The sequence below is a fragment of the Thioalkalivibrio sp. ALJ16 genome (assembly GCF_000377345.1).
Taxonomy (GTDB): Bacteria; Pseudomonadota; Gammaproteobacteria; order Ectothiorhodospirales; family Ectothiorhodospiraceae; genus Thioalkalivibrio.
Map to the genome: position 1 here is coordinate 49,684 of NZ_KB898038.1, position 18,548 is coordinate 68,231.

Here is an 18,548-nt window from a genome sequence, read left to right on the forward strand (position 1 = left end):
ACCATGACATCCATCTTCCCGTCCCGAGCCGCTGCCGCTGCCGACGCGCCCGCCAACCCCGTCGTCGATGCGATTCGCGAGGCGGTCGCCTACATCGAATTCACCCCGCGCGGCCAGGTCCTCGACGCCAACGAGCGTTTCCTCCAGGCCGTGGGCCACAGCCGCGAGGACGTGATCGGGCAGCACCACCGGATGTTCTGCAGCCCGGAGTACGCCCGTTCGCTGGAGTACCGCGACTTCTGGCGCCGCCTGGGGGACGGGGAATCGCGCGCCGGCACCTTCCCCCGGGTGACACGCTCGGGCGATACCCTCTGGCTCGAGGCCACCTATTTTCCCGTGCGCGACGCCCATGGGCGGGTGGAGAAGGTGGCAAAACTGGCCTACGACGTGACCGAACGGCAGGCTCAACTGCGCGACCAGGCTGCGGTGTTTACCGCGCTGGACCGGTCCATGGCCGTAATCGAATTCACCCCGGACGGGGTGATCCTCAAGGCGAACGACAACTTCCTCAGGGCCGTGGGCTATGATCTGGACGCGATCCGCGGCCAGCACCACCGCATGTTCTGTGACGAGGCCTTCTACCGCGATCATCCGGACTTCTGGGAGCGCCTGGCGCACGGGCAGTTGATGAGCGGCAAGTTCCGCCGGCTCACGGCGTCCGGTCAGGAGCTGTGGCTGGAGGCCACCTACAACCCGATCTTTGATGAACACGGACGGGTCGAGAAGGTGATCAAGTTCGCCACGGACATCACCGCCAGCGTGCATACCGCCGAGCGGACCCGCGAAGCGACGGCCGTCGCCCACGAGATGGCGCAGAAGACTGCGGAACATGCCCGCCGCGGCGCGGATTCGCTGCAACAGAACGCCCGCCATACCGAACAGATCCGCAGCGAGGTCAGCGGCACCCAGGAGGCCGTGGAACGCCTGAACGCCGAGGCCCGCAACATCGAATCCATCATCGAGACCATCCGCACGGTGGCCGAAACCACCCGGATGCTGTCGCTGAACGCCGCGATCGAGGCCGCCCGTGCCGGCGAACAGGGGCGCGGCTTTGCCGTGGTCGCCCAGGAGGTGCGCAAGCTTGCCGCCAACACCAGTGAGGCCACCACCCGCATCGCCGAGGTGATCAACGGCAACCTGGAACGCACCCGCGAGATCGGCGAACGCATCGAGACCGTGCGCGAGATCGCCGAACAGGCCGACGCCCAGGTCCAGACCATGCAGGGCATCGTCGACGAGATCCACGACGGCGCCAATCTCGTGGTCGAATCCGTCGCCTCTATCCCCCGCGACGGGCAGTAACGCCCTTCCGGTTGCGCGGGTCGTCTACGCCTGGCGGCTGTCGCGTGCCTACCGCTCTTGCGGCAGACCCGACCAGAGTTCATCGAGATCGGGGAACGGCCATGCCGCGGGGTCTTCGCGCGCAGCAATGGCCTCCTTCTGATGCGGCGCGGCGAGATCCACGATCTTCGGGGGAATCCGGCACCCCGAGCTGGTGGAGTAGAAGATCTTCACGACCGGCTTGAGCAAGGAGCCAGAGGACTGATCGACGACCACTCCGATGCGGCCGGATTCCATGCGTACGAGCGAACCCACGGGGTAGATCCCCAGGCTCTTCACGAAGGCCTGGAACACCCGGGGATCGAAGTGGCCGTCCGCCCACTCGGCCATCTTGCGAATGGATTCGCCCGGATCCCAACCCGCCTTGTACGGTCGGTTCGACGTGATCGCGTCGTAGACATCGCAGACCGCGCCCATCTTCGCGTACAGGGTGATCTGCTCGCCGGTCAGCCCCTCGGGGTATCCCGACCCGTCCATCTTCTCGTGGTGGTGCAGGCAGACATCCAGGGTCACCGGATGGAGCGCTTCCGCGGCCGCCTGAAGGATTCGGTGGCCCTCCGCCGGATGGCGTTTCATCACGGCAAACTCTTCCGCGGTCAGCTTGCCCGGCTTGTTCAGCACCTCCAGCGGCATCGCGGCCTTGCCGATGTCGTGCATCAACCCCGCCTCTCCCGCCGCCAGCAGTTCCGTGTCTTCCAGCCCCAGTTCTCGCCCCAGCGCCACCATCAACGCGCACACCGCGACCGAATGCATGTAGGTGTAGTCGTCCGCGTTCTTCAACCGCGCAAGGCTGACCAGCGCCCGGGAATTGCGGGTTACGGAGTCGGTGATCTCCTCGACCACCTTGCGCGCCAGTTCGGTATCCACTGCGCGGCCCATCCGCGCCTCGCCAAAAATCGACGTCATGGCCTGGCGCGACTTCCGGCAAATGATCGCGGCCCTCTCCAGTTCCTCCTGCGTGGAAACGGGCCCCCTGTCACGCCCGGGATCCGATACCGCCTGCAACGACGCCTGCACCTCAGCATCCCGTTCCGCCGAGGTCATGACAGAATTCGCGACCTCTACATCACAACCCTTGTCGGTATCGATCCAGACCTCGCGGATACTGCTTTCGCGCAGGGCGGTGAGGTCTTTCGGGTTATCCAACAGAAAACGCGTTCGCCAGAACGGATGCTCCATCCACGACCCACACAGTTCACGGATAAACATCCCGCACACGACGTGATCAACCTGGATCTTCTTCAGCATCGGGAGCCCGGGGTCGTAAAGGGTCGCAGAGGAACGCCGGGACGCAACGCCGACGCGCTGATTATTGCGCGGGTCGAACCCTCGTAACAAATCCGCTAGGGAGACGCGGGAGCAACTGGAGATCGGCCGCCAATTGCGATTCGACTGCGTCCAGGGCCACTACTTCGCCCGCCCGCTACTGGCCGGGGAAATCCCGGCGTTGGTGCTCTGCGACGTGCCTCGCACCGGCAGGCTCCACGCGGTTTACTACTGCCCGAAGTATTCCCGCAGCAACTGTGTGGTGCGTGCCGCCGGGTCCTCACGGATACGGCGCTCCTCATCGGCCAGGATGGTGAACAACCCGTCCAGGGCCTGATCCGTGACATGGCGATCCAGGTCCACATCCAGTGCCGACAGGCCCGGAATGCGCGCCGCCGCCTCGCGCAATGGCTGGTACACGCGATCGATCTCGGCGCGCTCCATCTGTTCGCGCACGATCGGCGCATAGCGCTCGCGCAGGGTTGCCTCCGAGGCCCCACGCAGGTACCGCGTGGCGGCATCGTCCGGGCCCCGCAACACCCCGTACACATCATCCGGCCGCATGCCGCGGATCGCGCTGACGAAGACCGGCACCGCCTCGCGCGCGGCCTGTTCGGCGGCCCGGTTCATCCGCCGTTCGAGGTCCTCCACCTGGCGCGCAAAGCCGACCCGCCGCAGGGTATTCCCGACCGACTCCACCTCCTGCGGCAGGCCGATACGGATCAGGGCATTGCCCCAGTAGCCGTCCTCGCGTCCGGTTCGCTCCACCGTGCGCTCGACCCCGATCCGCAAGGCCTCGCGGATCGCCTCCTCCGCGCGATCCTCCTCCCCGCTGCCGCCCAGACCAAGGTCGCGCACGTCGAGCCCGGCACAGGCACTCAGCAGGGCCAGCATCAGCAACAGGGGAACCACCGCCAGACGACGCATCGCAATGCTCCTTGATTGGGCGTACCCGGAACGGGTGTGCGGGCATCATACTCCGGCCACCCGGGGTTCATCGCAAGCCACGCTCGGTCCCCTTGCCGTCGGCATTCACATCACCGAAGGTAATCGCATGAACCACGGCCGATCGTCCCCGCCGCGCCGCCGACGCTGGATGCGCGCGGTACTGCTCCTGGGCCTGCCCCTGCTGGCACTGATCGCCTGGGTGAGCTGGACGGAACAAAGCCCCGAGCAGGAGCGCGAACTGCGCCTTGAGGTGCAGGATCTGCTGCACGAGTGGTTTCCCGAGGGTATGCAGCTCCCGGACGAGCTGCAGGGCTTCGTGCCCCGTTCGGAGGTCTTCCCCGAGAGCGCGCCACCCGAGGTCCTGCTGCTGCACGGCCTGGACGAACCGGGCGACATCTGGGACACGCTGGCGCCGGCGCTGGATGCTGCCGGGATCAACGCCTGGGAGTTTCGCTACCCCAACGACCAGGCCATCGACCACAGCGCCGACCTGCTCGCGAAATACTGGGACAAGCTGCCGGGCGACCAGCCGGTGATCCTGATCGGCCACAGCATGGGCGGGCTGGTGATCCGTGATTTCGTCACCCGCCACCGTCACCCGGTGGATGCCCAGGCCCGGGTTCACGGTCGCGCCGTGGACGGCGTGATCCTGGTCGCCACCCCCAACCAGGGCTCCGACTGGGCCCGCCTGCGGGTCTGGCTGGAGGTGCGCGAATGGCTGGCCGACATCCAGGAACAGCGCTTCTCGCTGTTCGCCGGCCTGCGCGACGGCACCGGCGCGGCCAAGATCGACCTGCGTCCGGACAGTGCCTTCCTCGCCGATCTCAACGCCCGCCCCTGGCCGGAGGGCATCCCGGTCCGCATCCTCGGCGGCCAGCTGCCCGAACCGACCCCGGCGATGCGCGACAGCCTGGCCTTCCTGGACGAACAGATCGACCTTGAGGCCGTCGCCGGACGCATCCGCGAGTGGTGGGACCAGACCGACGACGTGCTGGGCGATGGCGTCGTGCCCGTGGACTCGCTGACGCTGGACGCCCACCCCGAGCCGCTGCTGCTGGAAGCCTCGCACCGCGGCCTGCTGGTACCCGGCCCGCTGACCGACACGCCCCCGGCGATCGAGCCGATCCTCGACATCCTCGACCAGTGGCGCGCCCGCCCCGCCATCGACTGACCCGCCCCAGCCGCCACGCAGCGATCGTCACCGGTTCAAGTTTCCGGCCCGCCCGCCGATAGCGGAACTGACGATTTAAAACCCTCCAGTTCGAAGGTGTAATCTATACCGCGGACTCACCCGCAAGGACTCGCTCCATGAAGACCCAGTTCAGCGTTCGCACCAAACTCCTGATCACCATCGTCCTGCCCCTGTTGGCGCTGATGGTCATCTCCGTCCTGTCGGTACGTTTCATGTCCGAGATCGGCGCCGGGGTGGACCGGATCTACGCCGACCGCGTGGTCCCCCTACGCCAGTTGAAGACCATCGCCGACGACTATGCCGTGGAGGTCATCGACGCGGTCAACAAGGCCCACAACGGGCTGATGTCGGCCGAGCAGGCCCTGGCGGGCGTGCGCGAGGCGCGCGCCGACATCGACGCGCACTGGTCCAGCTATCTGGCGACCGATCTGACCCCGCGCGAGGAACAACTGGCGGACGAGGCGCGCGGCCTGTTTCGCGCGGCCAATGCCGATCTGGATCGCCTGGAAACCGCCCTGGCCGCCCTTTCCGGCAACGTGGAGGGCCAGCTCTCGGACTTCAACGGCCCGCTGTACGACACCATCGACCCGATCAGCGACAAGATCACCGAACTGGTGGATCTGCAGATCGAGGTCGCCGGCCAGGAGGCCGGCGACATTCGCGCCCTGTACGACCGCTCGCTGGTGATCTTTGCCGTGGTCGTGCTGCTCGCCCTCGGGCTGGTTCTGAGTGCCGGCTGGTGGACCTACGCCTCGGTGGCCGTGCCCATCCAGCGCATGCGCGAAACGATGGCCGCGATCGCCGAACACCGCGACCTCTCGAAGCGCGTCGCCACCGCCAACGACGACGAGATCGGCAAGACCGCGGTCGCGCTGAACGCGATGCTGGACCAGTTCGAGACCTCCATCAGCGAACTGCGCGGCATGACCGACCAGATGGCCTCCGCGGCCGAGGAACTCTCCGCGGTCAGCACCCAGACCAACGCCAACCTGGACAGCCAGCGCTCCCAGACCGAGCAGGTCTCCACCGCGATGAACGAGATGACCGCGACCGTGCAGGAGGTGGCCCGCAATGCGAGCGATGTCGCCTCGTCCAGCCAGGAGGCCGATCACGAATCACGCGAGGGCAGCAAGGTCGTCCAGTCCGTGGTCGAGGACATTGGCAAGCTGTCGGGCGAGGTCGGCCAGATTGCCGACACCATTCACACGCTGGACGAACAGGGTCAGCAGATCGGCAGTGTGCTGGACGTGATCCGAGGCATCGCCGAGCAGACCAACCTGCTCGCGCTGAACGCGGCCATCGAGGCCGCCCGCGCCGGCGAACAGGGGCGCGGGTTTGCCGTGGTCGCCGACGAGGTGCGCACCCTGGCCTCGCGCACCCAGGACTCCACCTCCGACATCCAGGCGATGATCGAGGCCCTGCAGGCAGGCACCAAGCAGGCCGTGAGCGCGATGTCCCGCGGTCGCGAGATGGCGGAAAGCACCGCCACCGATGCCGAGCGTGCGGGCCAGGCGCTGGAAACCATCGTCAGTGCGGTCACCCAGATCCGCGACATGACCAGCCAGATCGCCAGCTCGGCCGAAGAACAGAACGCCGTGGCCGAAGAGATCAACCGCAACATCACCACCATCAACGAGATCACCAGCGAGACGGTGTCGGGGGCCAACCAGACCGCCACCGCAAGCCACGAGCTCGCCGACATCTCGAGCCGGGTGCGCGAACTCGCCTCGCGCTACCGCGTGTCCTGACCGAAAGGGAAGGGCGGGCGCATCAGCCCGCCCTTCCCTGCCGCTGCAGATCCATGTGGATCTCGATGGTGCGCAGCAGTTGCTGGCGGTCGATCCAGCCAATCGCACGCCCGGAGGCCTCCATCACCGGGATCTGGTTGAGGTTGCGCTCGCCCATGATGCGCAGGATGTCTTCCGCCTTCGTATCCGGCGCCACCCGGCGCAGCGACTCCACCGGGGTCATGATCTCGTCGACCCGGCGCGCGGCCCACTGCTCGCGCGGCAGCTTGCGGCTGTCGCTCAGGCTCACCAGCCCCTGAACCCGCTCCGGCGTGCCCACCAGAAAGGCCCGGCGCCCGCCCGGCAGCACATCGCGGTGAATCCAGTCGTCGATGGTGGTCTCCGGGCGCACGCAGGGCGGATCCGGGCTGGCCAGGTCCCGTGCGCGCACATCCGCCAGGCGTTCCCGCATGTCGAACATCCGGCCCTGGCCCTCCGCCATGGTCAGCAGGAACCAGGCGATCAGCATCATCCACAACCCGCCGATCAGGTTGCCAATCACCAGGAGGTTCCAGAAGGCGAAGGCGAACAGCAGGAACGCCACCACACGTCCGCCCCAGACGGCCGCCTCGGTGGCGCGGCGCGCATCGCCCGTGAGCTTCCAGATCACCGCGCGGAACACCCGCCCGCCATCCAGCGGAAACCCGGGGATCAGGTTGAAGATCGCCACGATCAGGTTGATCAGCGCGAGCCAGCCCAGCGCCACCGGGATCGGTTCGTACCCGCCCGCGGTGGCCTGCGCGAGCGCGGCGAAACCGAGCGCCAGCGCCACGCTTACCGCCGGCCCGGCGATAGCGATCCAGAATTCGTCCTCGGCCCGCTCCGGGTCCCGCTCCATCTGCGCCACGCCGCCGAAGATGAACAGCGTGATGGACTCCACCGGCACCCCGCGCCGCAGCGCCACGATGCTGTGCCCCAGTTCATGCGCCAGGATGGACGCAAAGAACAGCAGGGCCGTCACCAGCGCTGTGCCGGCCGCCATGGCCAGGCTCCACTCCGGATACCGGTGGTGAAAGCCCGTGCTCATGCTGGCCACCAGCAGGATCAGGATGAACACCCAGCTGATGTGGAGCTGGATACGAATCCCGCGGATATGACCGAGAATCAGGACGGTCTTGAACATGCAGCAACTCCTTGCGGGCCCGTGTGTCCGGCTACCACCAACGGGGCCGGCGTGGACCGTTTTATGGCGCGGCGTCCGGCGCGGTCCGGGCGCACAGGGCTTGCGGAACATCCGCCGCCGGGATCGTTCTCAAGGGCATGGATATCCCCCTGCTTGTCATCGGCACCCTGCTCGTCGCCAGCCTGACCGCATTCTTCTCCGGCATCCTGCCCTATCCGATCGGCTGGATCATCCTGGGGATCGCCTTCATCGCGCGGCTCCTCTATCTGCACGGGCGCTGAGCGAGACGGCGCCACGCGGGCGCGGACCTGTTGTATCGTCGAGGCTCCGCGCACGCCCGGGACTGCACCCGTATGACCACCAACCGACTTATCGGCCTCTACATCGGTCACGTGACCGCGGGCTTCGCCCGGGGCCGCGCCAGCGCCATCAACAAGCAGCCGGTGGCCGGCCCGGTCGCGGCCGGGCCACTGGGCCTGGCCGGTGACGAGCAGGCGGACCCGGAAAACCACGGCGGCCCGGAACGCGCCCTGCTCCACTACAGCCTGGACCGCTACCCGGGCTGGCGCGCGCAGTATCCCGAACACGCCGCCCGCTTCGCGCCGGCCGGCTTCGGCGAGAACCTGGCCAGCCACGGCATGGACGAGCACAACGTCCACATCGGCGATATCTACCGCGTCGGTACCGCCCGGGTGCAGGTCAGCCAGCCCCGTACCCCGTGCTGGAAGCTCGATGCGCGCTTCGACCTTGCGGGGCTCGCGCGCGAGGTCCAGACGTCCGGCCGCTGCGGCTGGTTCTATCGCGTACTGGAGCCCGGCCACCTGGCCGCGGGCGACCCCATCGAGCACCTCGAGCGCCCGCCCGACAGCCCCAGCATCGCGGATGCGATGGCGGCCATCTATCGCCAGCCCCACCGGGGTCATCTGCAGCGGCTCGCCGACTGCGCGACCCTCGCCGAAAACTGGCGGGAAAAGGCCCGGCGCCGCCTGCGCGGCGCGCCCGATGCCGGCGGCGAACAACGCCTGACCGGCGCGCCCCCGACTTAGCCCCAATCTTTCCTCTATTGCACCCGCCCGCTGCGCCCCGCGTGAATCCGGACGCCCCCGCGCGGTAGCATGGGGCCTCGCCGTCTGCCGGAGAGATGCCCGTGCTGTTCTGGCTCACGCTGGTCCCGTTCCTGCTGCTCTTCGCGTGGCTGGTGCCCCTGCGGCGCCCGGCCTACGAGGCCGCTCCCATCGCCTATCTCGCCACGCTGGTGCTGGCCGTGCTGGTCTGGGAGATGTCGGGCGGTGTACTGGTCGCCAGCCTGCTCGATGCCGGCGTGGTGTTCGTGGAGGTGCTGCTGATCATCCTGATGGCACTGCTGGTGCTGAACGTGATGATCGCCACCGGTCACATGAACGCGATCCAGTCGGTGATCGCCAGCGTCTCGCGCGATCACCGCGTGCTGGCAATGCTGCTGGGCTGGGGGCTGGTGGGGTTCGTCGAGGGCATCGCCGGCTTCGGCACCCCCGCCGTGCTGGCCGCGCCGCTGCTGGTGTATTTCGGCATGCGCCCCCTGAAGGCGGTGGCCATCGCCCTGATCGGCAACAGCACCGCCGTCCCCTTCGGCGCCGCCGGCACCCCGGTGATCATCGGCTTCGCCGGTCTTGGGCTGGATGCGGAGACCACCCGCTCGGCGGTCCTGCAGACCGCAGTGATCCACACCCTCCTGGCGCCCTTCATTACCGTGTTCATGGTCTGGGTGGCCACCCTGGGCGAGGCGCCGGGACGCTTCCGTGCGTTCCTGCCGTTCGCCGTCCTGTCCGCGCTGGCCTTCGGCATCCCCTACCTGCTGGTGGCCTGGCTGGTGGGGCCGGAGCTGCCGTCCATTATCGGCGGCGCGGTCGCCATGGCCATCATCGCCCTGGCGGCCCACCGGGGCTTCCTGCTGCCCGGGCATGAGCGCCGCGCGGAGGTCGAACAGGCCCCGCTCGGGCGCGTGCTGCTGGCCTTCGTGCCATTCGCGGTCATGGCCGTAGCACTGATCGCCTCGCGCACCATCATGCCGCTGCGCGAGGCCCTGCAGTCCGTGCGTCTGGCACCGGGCGAGGTCCTCGGCATCGAACTGGGCCAGAGCCTGGCCCCGCTGTACACGCCGTATTTCTACTTCGGGCTGGCCCTGCTGACCGCGCTGGTGCTGTTCCGTGTGAGCCGTGCGGCCCTGGGCCAGGCGATCACCGCCACCTGGAGCAAACTGCGGGTCGCGGCCATCGTGCTGGCCTTCATCATTGCCCTGACCCAGCTGCTGCTCGCCTCCGGCAACAACGCCGCCGGGCTGCCCTCGATGCCGCAGGTGCTGGGTCAGGGCCTGGCGGAGACCCTGGGCGGCAGCTTTGTGATGTTCAGCGCCTTCATCGGCGCGCTGGGTTCGTTCATGACCGGCAGCGCCACCGTCTCCAACCTGCTGTTCGCACAGCTCCAGGCGGATACCGCCGACTTGCTGGGCATGGCCCTGCCGAGCGTGCTGGCCCTGCAGCTGATCGGCGCCGGCGTCGGCAACATGATCTCGCTGCACAACATCGCCATGGCCGCTGCGGCTGCCGGCCTGCAGGCACGGGAGGGGCAGGTGATCCGCGAGACCATCGTCCCGGTCATCGTGGTGTGCGTCGGCGCCGGCCTGCTTGCCCTCGCCTCGTAGGCACCCGCTCGTGCCACACTCCGCCTGTCTGCTTCACCCGCAGCCGACACGATGACGCCGTAACCACGACAGCCCAGGCTTGCCCCCGGCGGTCGTTCTGGCATTCTGGGAACACAGGTGATGGCCAGGAGGTCATGGATGGCGTTCGCAGATCAGAACCAGTTCAACGCGCTGATCGTCGACAACGCCGCGGTCTGGATCAATTCGCTGGATGTGGATGGGCGCGTCACCTTCTGGAACCGCGCCGCCGAGCGCATCAGCGGTTATACCCGCGAAGAAGTCCTGGGGCACACCCGGATCTGGGAATGGCTGTACCCCGACCCCTACTACCGCGAGGCCGTGTTCACCCGTGCCCGCCAGATCATTCAGCAGGGCGACGCACTGCTGGGCTTCGAGACCACCATCCGCACCCGCGCCGGAGACGAGCGCACCATGTCCTGGTACTCCGAGCAGCTGTTCGACCCACTGGGGGAACTGCTCGGTTCCAGCGCCGTCGCCTACGACATCACCGACCGCCGGCGGCTGGAGGATTCCCACGACCGGCAGTATCGCCTGCAAGGCCTGATCGCGGAGATCTCCGCCGCGCTGATCAACATCGCCGCTGAGGATGTCGACCGCGTCGTCGAGGAAAACCTGGAGCGCCTGGGCGTGTTCTTCGGGCTCGGGCGCGCCTACGTATTCCGCTTCGATCTCCCGGCCGATCGGATGAGCCTGGTCGACGAGTGGTGCGCGGACGGCGTGCAGGCCTACCGCGACCACCTCCAGCAGATTCCGCTCAAGACCCATGACTGGGTCACCTCACAGGTCCTGGCGCGGCAGGTGGTGCACGTGCCGGATGTCGACGACCTGCCGCCCGAGGCCCGCGCGGAGCAGGAAGAATTCCGCCGCGAACAGATCCGCTCCCTGCTGCTGATCCCCCTGGTCAGCGACCAGAAGGCCTTCGGCTTCCTGGGATTCGATGCAGTCGAGGCGCCCTACTGCTGGACCCAAGACCAGATCACCGTGCTGCGACTCGTGGCCGACATGATCGCCGGCACCCTGGCGCGCAAGCAGGTCGAACTGGAGCTGGCGCGCCAGGCCCGCGTGGACGGCCTCACCGGCCTGGCCAACCGGCGCGAATTCGACAGCCAGCTGGAGCGCGAGTGCGCCGCCCGACGCGAGCGCTCCCTGTCGCTCCTGATGATCGACCTCGATCATTTCAAGCCCTACAACGACGCCTTCGGCCACCAGGCCGGGGATGACTGCCTGCGCGCGGTGGCCGACGTCATGCGCTCCATCCTTAACCGGCCATCGGACCTGGGCGCGCGCTACGGCGGCGAGGAGTTTGCCTGCATCCTGGCCGATACCGACGCCGAAGGCGGGCTGCAGGTCGCCGAGCACATCCGCGAGGCGGTATACGCCCTCAACCTGGGGCACCCGGAACGCGCCGAGGGTCGCGTGACCATCAGTATCGGCGTGTGCAGCGTGCACACCCGCTGGCCGGTGGAGCCGCGGGCGCTGCTACGCCGCGCGGACGAGGCGCTCTACCGCGCCAAGCGCGCGGGCCGCAACCGGGTGGAATCCCTCACCATGCGCTAGCGCCAACGCCACCCGGGGAACGTCGCGCGCAAGCGCGCCCACTCCCCGTGCGAGCGCTAACGCTGGCAAAAACCCGCATAGGTCGAAAGACCCGGCGGCACCCGCCGCTCCACATCCACTTCCTGGGTGCCGTCGCCCAGATCCCGCCGCTCGGCAATCTGGATCTCCAGCACCCGCAGCTGCAGCGGCTGGCCATCACCCGGATTCCAGAGGCGGACGTCATAGACGGCCCCCTCGACCACCTCGGGGATGTGGATGCGGATCGAGCGCCATTCGCTCCCTAGCGAACGCCGAATGTCGAAACTCAGATCCCGTTCCGCCGCGACCGCCACCTGCTCCGCCGTCTCCCCGCGTCCGGCCGTGGCCATGATGCGCTGGTTTTCGCAGCCGTTTATGGAGCCGATGTGGACCAACATCAGCTCGGAATAGCTCCCTGGGTTCGTCAGGCGCAGGTGAGCCACCGGGCCATCGGAAGGCTCGACGTACGCCGGAATAAACACCCGCGCCAAGCCGGAGGTTGCAAGGCAGCCCTGCAGCCCCGCCGCCAGTAACACTGCAATCAAGACCAAACCCAGCTTCTTGTACATGTTCCTGTCCCCAATGATCCCTGTTGGATAAAGCCGAACCCGAAGCGCTCGAACTGCCCCCCGGTCTTGTGTTTCTGCCGTGCCCGCAGAGCCGCCCGTCCGGGCGAAAAACGCCAGGCAGACAACAACACCTGCGGATACAACCTGTCGCCGGGCGGGCAGAAACTTGCGCGAGCCCATGCGCACCTTTGTGGTCGGCCAGGGTCGGTACCAGCCGCCACCACGGGAATTATTGAAGTATTTTGCCCACCAATGCCACTACAGGCGTGAAGGCTTCGCGACCGCCCCCGAAAGCCCGGGCGGGGAACGCGGCCCCGCGCCCCGATCCGCCCGGTAGACGCGCGCCCGATCTGGGGTATGCTGCAGGCATGCCCCGGCTATCGCCCGCCATCGGCAGCGGCCGGGATTACGGCACCCGCGCGGGCGTCGGGGAGCACCGCGAACCACGCGGCGCCGCAGCCCGATGCCGCGCGCGTTAACCAGGAGCCACACCGTCATGGGCATGGCCTGTTGTGCACCGCACGGCGCGAGTGTCGCCATCAACCCCTGCCACTGTGGCGCGGCCCATACCCAGGCGGCCCTCCGGCGCATCGAGGCCGACCTGAACCGGCGCCAGTTCCTCGGCGGTGCCGCCGCCGTGCTGGGGATGTTCGCGGGCTTCGGCCTCGCCCCGCGCGAGGTCAAGGCCGGTGAACCCGGGCAACCGCTGCTGCTCACCCACCTGCGACTGTTCGACGGCGAAACCCTCGAGCTGCGCGAAGACGTGGACATCCTGATCGAGGACGGCCGCATCGCCGCACTACCCCGACGCGGCGAGGGCCCGACCGCCGCACGCACAATCGACTGCGGCGGGCGCGCGGTCATCCCCGGCCTGATCGACGCCCACTGGCACAGCACGCTGGTCGGCGTTAGCCAGATGACCGCCATGACCGCGGACATCGGCTTCCTGCACCTGATGGCCGGGCGCGAGGCCGGCGCGACCCTGATGCGCGGCTTCACCACCGTGCGCGATCTCGGCGGCCCGGCCTTCGGCCTGAAGATGGCCATTGACCGCGGCGCGGTGGCCGGCCCGCGCATCTTCCCCTGCGGCGCGATGATCTCCCAGACCTCCGGGCACGGCGATTTTCGCCAGCGCCACGAATTGCCACGCATGCCGAGCACCCCGCCGAGTTACATCGAGAGCAGCGGTGTCGCTGCAATCGCCGATGGCGTGGACGAGGTGCTGCGCCGCACCCGGGAACAGTTGATGCAAGGCGCCAGCCAGATCAAGATCATGGCCGGGGGCGGCGTCTCCAGCCTGTACGACCCGCTGGACACCGCCCAGTACCTGGAAGAGGAGATGCGTGCCGCCGTGCGCGCCGCCGCCGACTGGGGCACCTACGTATGCGCCCATGTCTACACGCCGCAGGGCATCCAGCGCGCGATCCGTGCCGGGGTGCGTTCCATCGAGCACGGCCAGCTCGCCGACGAGGAGACGGTGCGCATGATGGCGGATGCCAACGTGTGGTGGAGCATCCAGCCCTTCCTGGACGACGAAGACGCCAACCCCAAGACGGACCCCGTCTCCCGGGCCAAGCAGCTCCAGGTGAGCGCGGGCACCGAGCGCGCCTTCGAACTGGGCCGCCAGTATGGCGTGCCCATGGCCTTCGGGACCGACATCCTGTTCAGCCCCGAGGGCGCCGCCAGCCAGGGCCGCCAGCTGGCCAAGCTGACCCGCTTCATGCCCCCGCTGGAGGCCCTGCACATGGCCACCGGCGCGGCCGGCCAACTGCTCGCCCTGTCCGGCGACCGCGCCCCCTACCCCGGCCGCCTCGGCGTCATCGCCGAAGGAGCCCTGGCCGACCTGCTCGTGGTCGATGCCGACCCGGCGGCCGGCCTGGACTGGCTGGATGCACCCGACGACCACCTGCACCTGATCATGAAGGGCGGCAGCATCGTCCGGAACGAACTGGACCGCACCTGATCCGCATAGGCGTAGATCAGGACACCCACCTTGCTCGGGAGACAGGACGCAACGCTTCGCTCGATTCGCGTTTACTCGGCGCCCCCCTTCAGATGTCCCCGAACACTTCCGACGCGGGCACCGGGTGGCTCAGGTGGTAGCCCTGTCCAAAGGCAACCCGGTAGTCCTGCAGGATGGGAATAATCGCCTCCTGATCAACGAATTCAGCGATCGCCTCCTTGCCAAGGCCAACAGCAAGATCTGCGATCGCCCGGACAATGACCCGACTGTCATGGTCATCCACCAGTTTACGAGTAAAGCTTCCGTCGATCTTGATGTAGTCCACTGGCAGCTGGCCCAGGTAGTGGAAACTGCTGAACCCCACACCAAAGTCATCCAGCGCCGTGCGGCAGCCAAGCTCGCGCATGCCGGTCAACACACCCCGAGCCGTAGAAAAGTCGCTGACGGCCGCGGTCTCGGTCACTTCCAGGATGAGTTGCCGTGGGTTGGCACCACTGGCGCGTAACTCCTCGGCCAGGTAATCAGTAAGGTAATCGTCACGTAATGACTGTCCGGAAAGGTTCACGGCCAGACTGATCTCTTCGTCCTGAATCCTTCCCAACAACTGCAGCGCCGCGCGCAGCACCCAACGATCCAGCTGCACGATCTGACCACTGCGCTCGGCAAAGGGGATAAAACGTCCCGGCATCAGTAACTCGCCTTCATCACCGTGCATGCGCAGCAGCACCTCATAGTGACGCACGCTGCGGTCACTCAGGCGCACAATGGGCTGAACCATCAGCTCAAAGGTGTTGGTCTTCAGGGCCTTGTGCAACTGATCCACCCAGAAGACCCGCTGCTCCAGTTCATCCCTGACGTCTTCCACCGCGTGCAGCAAGTGCCAGCGTTGAGGCCCTCCCTCTTTCGCCTGGTACATCGCCACATCGGCGCTTGCCATCAGCTCGGCAGGCGTAGCGCCGTGCTCCGGGAAACGGGCAATACCGATGCTGGCCGACACTCGATGGCGCTGCTCACCGATAGCGAGGTCCACATCCTCCAGCAGCTTCACCACGTATTGCGCCACGTACATGGCCTGATCGTCGCTCGCGCCCTCCAGCAACAGGGCGAACTCGTCACCGCCCAGGCGCGCGATTACGCCGCGGTACCCCAGATACTCGTACAGGGTATGGCCCACTCGGCGCAGCAACTCGTCCCCGGCGTGGTAGCCCCGTAGCTCGTTCACATCCCGGAACTGATCCAGGTCCATCAACAGGACGGCGCCATGGGCACCCTTGGCAAGGGCCTGATCCAGCGCCTCATGGAAGTAGCGGCGATTGTAGAGTTCGGTGAGCGGATCGCGCTGGGCCAGCCAGGTCAGTCGAGCCTCGGCGGCCTTGCGTTCGCTGATGTCCAGCCCCACGGAGATCCGGCCCGGCTCATCCCCGGGAAGCGGCGCGTGGTACCAAACGACCACCCGTTCCTCACCACCGGGCGTGCGCAACGAACGTTCTTCCTCCCCCTTCTGGGCATCTCCATCCAGGATGGCAGATCCGATGGGCAGGACCTCATCAAACGTCCGGCCGATCAAGTCCTCCTCGGAATGCTCCAGAACGCTCGTCGTGTATTCATTGACCAGGGTGATCCGCCCGTCCGAATCCTGGCTGATGATAAACACCCGTGCCGTATCCAGAAGGCTACCGATGAAATCGCGCTCGCGCGCCAGAGCCTGAATCTGCGCCGCCAGCTGCTGATCCCGGTTCTGCACCGTCCCCTCCAGGGTCTCCAGCTGATCGGCCAGATCCAGGGTCGTGGTCTCCAGTTCATCAATCTCGTCCTGAAACCGCCGGCGCGGTTCCGGAATCACCTCCCGGGTTCGTTCGAAGCCACCGCTGGCCAGCCCGGGCAGCACCTCAGCCAGTCGATGCAGGCGCCGCATCGGTGGCCATACGATCAGCAACACGATCACCTCCGCGATCACCCAACCGGTCATCCCGGCGAGGAACAGGTTACGGGTGTGCTCCCGGATGGCAGCGACCTGAAAGGTGATATCCGAGAGCGACAGCAAGTACCCCTCGACATCGGTATCCGTACCGTCCTCGCCCGCAAGCGGGAGCGCCTGGATCTCCAGAACCCGCGATCCATCCTTAAACGTCACTGGGTCCCGAGACAGCGAGGACCACGCCACCTCCTCGGCCATGGCGCGCAGGGTCGGCAACGTCTGTTCGATCCGGGTGATCGCCAGGAGATGGCCGCCCCATTCCGGCACCTGACGGAGCGGATCCCCTGTCTCGGGCTGCCCTGCGCTGCGCAATAACAGGGCAACCTCACTGCCGGATACGTTACGGACCTGTTGGGTGAGATCGGCCAGGGACCGGGAAACCAGCACAGTCCCCGCCATTTCTCCATCCACCAGCACCGGTACCAGACTGTGAATAAGACAGTCGGCGGCGCAGCGCAGATCGCTGTGAGGCTGCTCCGTGTCGCGGAGCCGATCCAGCCATTCTTCGACGAGCCCAGGCGTCAGGCTCTCGTCGTCACCTCGGCTGGAGAGCAAACGCCCCGATTCGAGATAGATCCGGACCTGCGCCACCCCGGCGTCCAGTTCCAACGTGGGCCATTGGGTCGCCAGCACCTGACCGGCCAGCATCCTGTCTCGCTGCTCGAGCGCCCGCGACAAGCCCGGCGCCGCCGCCACCACGGCTGCCAATTGCTGCAGGCTGTCCTCGGCGCGTTCCAGCGCCAGCCGCATCTCGCGCTGCTCGCGGGCTTGGCTGTCCTCGCGCTCCTGCTGGAACTGGCTTTCCAGGATGTCATGGCCCAGCGTGGTAATCAGCGCTACCAGCCCAACCAGCACCAGACTGGTCAGCACAATAAGGCGCCCCGTGAGTCCCACCCGGATGCGCGAATGCGGCGTGCGTTGCTTCGTCATCACCAGGTGCCCGTTCTATTGCATTCCCGCCGGTTTCAAAAACGCAGGGAGAGCTGCAACATCAGCATATTCCAGCGCTTCCGGGTCTCGGATGGGTCGGGATTGTCACCGGATGGCAACCAGCCCGTGCCTTCGACGTGGTGATACTCCGCCCCCAGCATGACCTGCGGGTGCGGATACCAGCGCAAGCCAACGGTCCAGTCTTCGGCGTAGCGTGCATGTGCCGGCAGGCCAGTGGCGGCCGCAAAACCGCGTCCGGAACGGTCACTGCGATCCGCCACCAGGCTGTCGTAACGAATCAACCACTCCCAGTCGTCATTGAAACGACGCGTGTACTGCAGATACCAACTCTCCCCGGTGATATCGAAATCGGCCCCGAGCTCGCTTAGTCCCTCCATGCTGGAATGACGCAACGCATATTCACCGGTCAGGCTCCACAATGGCTGGTTGTACTGGAGGGAAAGAATCCAGGGCTCGAATTCAAACTGCCCGTCGCCCCCGCCATCGCGCTCAAAGCGTGCCTTGACCTGAGCGGCACTCAGTCCAGCGACCACACGGCCACCGTCATGCTCGTAGAGCAGCTGCGCGATCGTCGAGTTACGCGGCTCGATGGAACCCGGGACGTTATCCAGTCGCAGCGCCCCCTGTAGGTCGTCATCGACCTGAGGCCGTCCGAACCCGACCTCGCCGCGCAGGAGCCCGGCATCGCCTATCCGCTCCTCGAAATAGGCCTTGCCACCGTCCGAGGCCAGCGCCAACGAGCGGGCACGATCGAAATAAATGGATTGAGGCAGGAGGATGCCCGGCCGGGTAAAGGGCATATCGCGGGTTTGGTTGTAGAGGCCGAAAGGATTCTTCACTCGCCCTAGCTGCACACCCACCGTTCGCTCGGGCCCGGATAGCGCCTGGTAGTCGAGCAAACCATGATCCAGTTTCGGCCGGCCACCATCCCCGATCTCCCCGGCACGCCGGCTGAGCACTTGCGCCGATAGCAGCACGTCTTCGCGGGGCCGCAGGGAGGCGTTAGCCCCAAGCTCCGTGAAGTCGAAGCTGCCGCCGCCGTCGCTGCTGGATCCGAAAAAGTTGTTGTAGTCCGTCGTCACCCAGCCCTGACTGAGAAACCCGTGCAGCTGCAAGCTCCCCAGCGCACCCTCGTCGGCCATCGCCGGGCCAGC

At 67.0% G+C, this 18,548-nt stretch carries 14 protein-coding genes and 1 pseudogene; 9 read left to right on the forward strand and 6 right to left on the reverse strand.

The window, feature by feature from the left end:
* The first annotated feature begins 3 nt into the window (after window positions 1–3).
* Window positions 4–1,302: a PAS domain S-box protein gene (locus D000_RS0102320; protein WP_018871943.1), complete on the forward strand. Its 1,299-nt coding sequence runs from the start codon at window positions 4–6 to the stop codon at window positions 1,300–1,302.
* A 48-nt stretch (window positions 1,303–1,350) separates the two neighbouring features.
* Here the strand turns inward: D000_RS0102320 and D000_RS0102325 are convergent, their stop codons facing one another.
* Window positions 1,351–2,589, reverse strand: a complete 1,239-nt coding sequence (locus D000_RS0102325; protein ID WP_018871944.1) for an HD-GYP domain-containing protein — start codon at window positions 2,587–2,589, stop codon at window positions 1,351–1,353.
* 100 nt (window positions 2,590–2,689) lie between these two features.
* On the opposite strand from D000_RS0102325, the pseudogene D000_RS14340 reads away from it, so the two are divergent.
* Window positions 2,690–2,839: pseudogene (locus D000_RS14340) on the forward strand (EAL domain-containing protein); the annotation flags it as partial.
* Here D000_RS14340 and D000_RS0102330 read toward each other — a convergent pair.
* The gene (locus D000_RS0102330; protein ID WP_018871945.1) at window positions 2,836–3,534 is read right to left on the reverse strand and encodes a DUF4197 domain-containing protein; all 699 of its coding nucleotides are present in this window, start codon (window positions 3,532–3,534) and stop codon (window positions 2,836–2,838) included. The pseudogene D000_RS14340 and the gene D000_RS0102330 overlap by 4 nt on opposite strands.
* Before the next feature lie 127 nt (window positions 3,535–3,661).
* Here D000_RS0102330 and D000_RS0102335 point away from each other — a divergent pair, with 127 nt between their 5' ends.
* Window positions 3,662–4,726, forward strand: a complete 1,065-nt coding sequence (locus D000_RS0102335) for a triacylglycerol lipase (protein WP_018871946.1) — start codon at window positions 3,662–3,664, stop codon at window positions 4,724–4,726.
* Window positions 4,727–4,863: 137 nt separating this feature from the next.
* Window positions 4,864–6,495, forward strand: coding sequence for a methyl-accepting chemotaxis protein (locus D000_RS0102340; RefSeq protein WP_018871947.1), 1,632 nt, complete (start codon window positions 4,864–4,866; stop codon window positions 6,493–6,495).
* A gap of 22 nt (window positions 6,496–6,517) precedes the next feature.
* On the opposite strand, the gene D000_RS0102345 is transcribed toward D000_RS0102340, so the two are convergent.
* Window positions 6,518–7,657 carry a site-2 protease family protein gene (locus tag D000_RS0102345; protein WP_018871948.1) on the reverse strand — a complete coding sequence of 380 codons (1,140 nt, stop codon included), beginning with the start codon at window positions 7,655–7,657 and terminating at the stop codon, window positions 6,518–6,520.
* 137 nt (window positions 7,658–7,794) lie between these two features.
* Here D000_RS0102345 and D000_RS14270 point away from each other — a divergent pair, with 137 nt between their 5' ends.
* From D000_RS14270 to D000_RS0102365, 4 genes are all read left to right on the forward strand, one after another.
* Window positions 7,795–7,938 (forward strand): hypothetical protein, encoded by a 144-nt coding sequence (locus D000_RS14270; RefSeq protein ID WP_018871949.1) that lies wholly within the window; start codon window positions 7,795–7,797, stop codon window positions 7,936–7,938.
* 72 nt (window positions 7,939–8,010) lie between these two features.
* Window positions 8,011–8,703, forward strand: coding sequence for an MOSC domain-containing protein (locus D000_RS0102355; RefSeq protein WP_018871950.1), 693 nt, complete (start codon window positions 8,011–8,013; stop codon window positions 8,701–8,703).
* Between the two features lie 95 nt (window positions 8,704–8,798).
* On the forward strand, window positions 8,799–10,337 hold the full coding sequence (locus tag D000_RS0102360; RefSeq protein WP_018871951.1) for an L-lactate permease: 1,539 nt from the start codon (window positions 8,799–8,801) through the stop codon (window positions 10,335–10,337).
* Window positions 10,338–10,475: 138 nt separating this feature from the next.
* Window positions 10,476–11,915 (forward strand): diguanylate cyclase, encoded by a 1,440-nt coding sequence (locus D000_RS0102365; protein ID WP_018871952.1) that lies wholly within the window; start codon window positions 10,476–10,478, stop codon window positions 11,913–11,915.
* A gap of 56 nt (window positions 11,916–11,971) precedes the next feature.
* On the opposite strand, the gene D000_RS0102370 is transcribed toward D000_RS0102365, so the two are convergent.
* On the reverse strand, window positions 11,972–12,502 hold the full coding sequence (locus D000_RS0102370; RefSeq protein WP_018871953.1) for a hypothetical protein: 531 nt from the start codon (window positions 12,500–12,502) through the stop codon (window positions 11,972–11,974).
* 496 nt (window positions 12,503–12,998) lie between these two features.
* Between D000_RS0102370 and D000_RS0102375 the strand changes: the two genes are divergently transcribed.
* Complete coding sequence (locus D000_RS0102375) at window positions 12,999–14,465, forward strand: amidohydrolase family protein (RefSeq protein ID WP_018871954.1); 1,467 nt, start codon at window positions 12,999–13,001, stop codon at window positions 14,463–14,465.
* Window positions 14,466–14,553: 88 nt separating this feature from the next.
* Here D000_RS0102375 and D000_RS0102380 read toward each other — a convergent pair whose 3' ends face one another.
* Window positions 14,554–17,373, reverse strand: a complete 2,820-nt coding sequence (locus D000_RS0102380; RefSeq protein WP_018871955.1) for an EAL domain-containing protein — start codon at window positions 17,371–17,373, stop codon at window positions 14,554–14,556.
* A gap of 35 nt (window positions 17,374–17,408) precedes the next feature.
* A complete protein-coding gene (locus D000_RS0102385; protein WP_018871956.1) occupies window positions 17,409–18,536 on the reverse strand; it encodes a hypothetical protein in 1,128 nt (375 codons plus the stop codon).
* Window positions 18,537–18,548 lie beyond the last annotated feature (12 nt).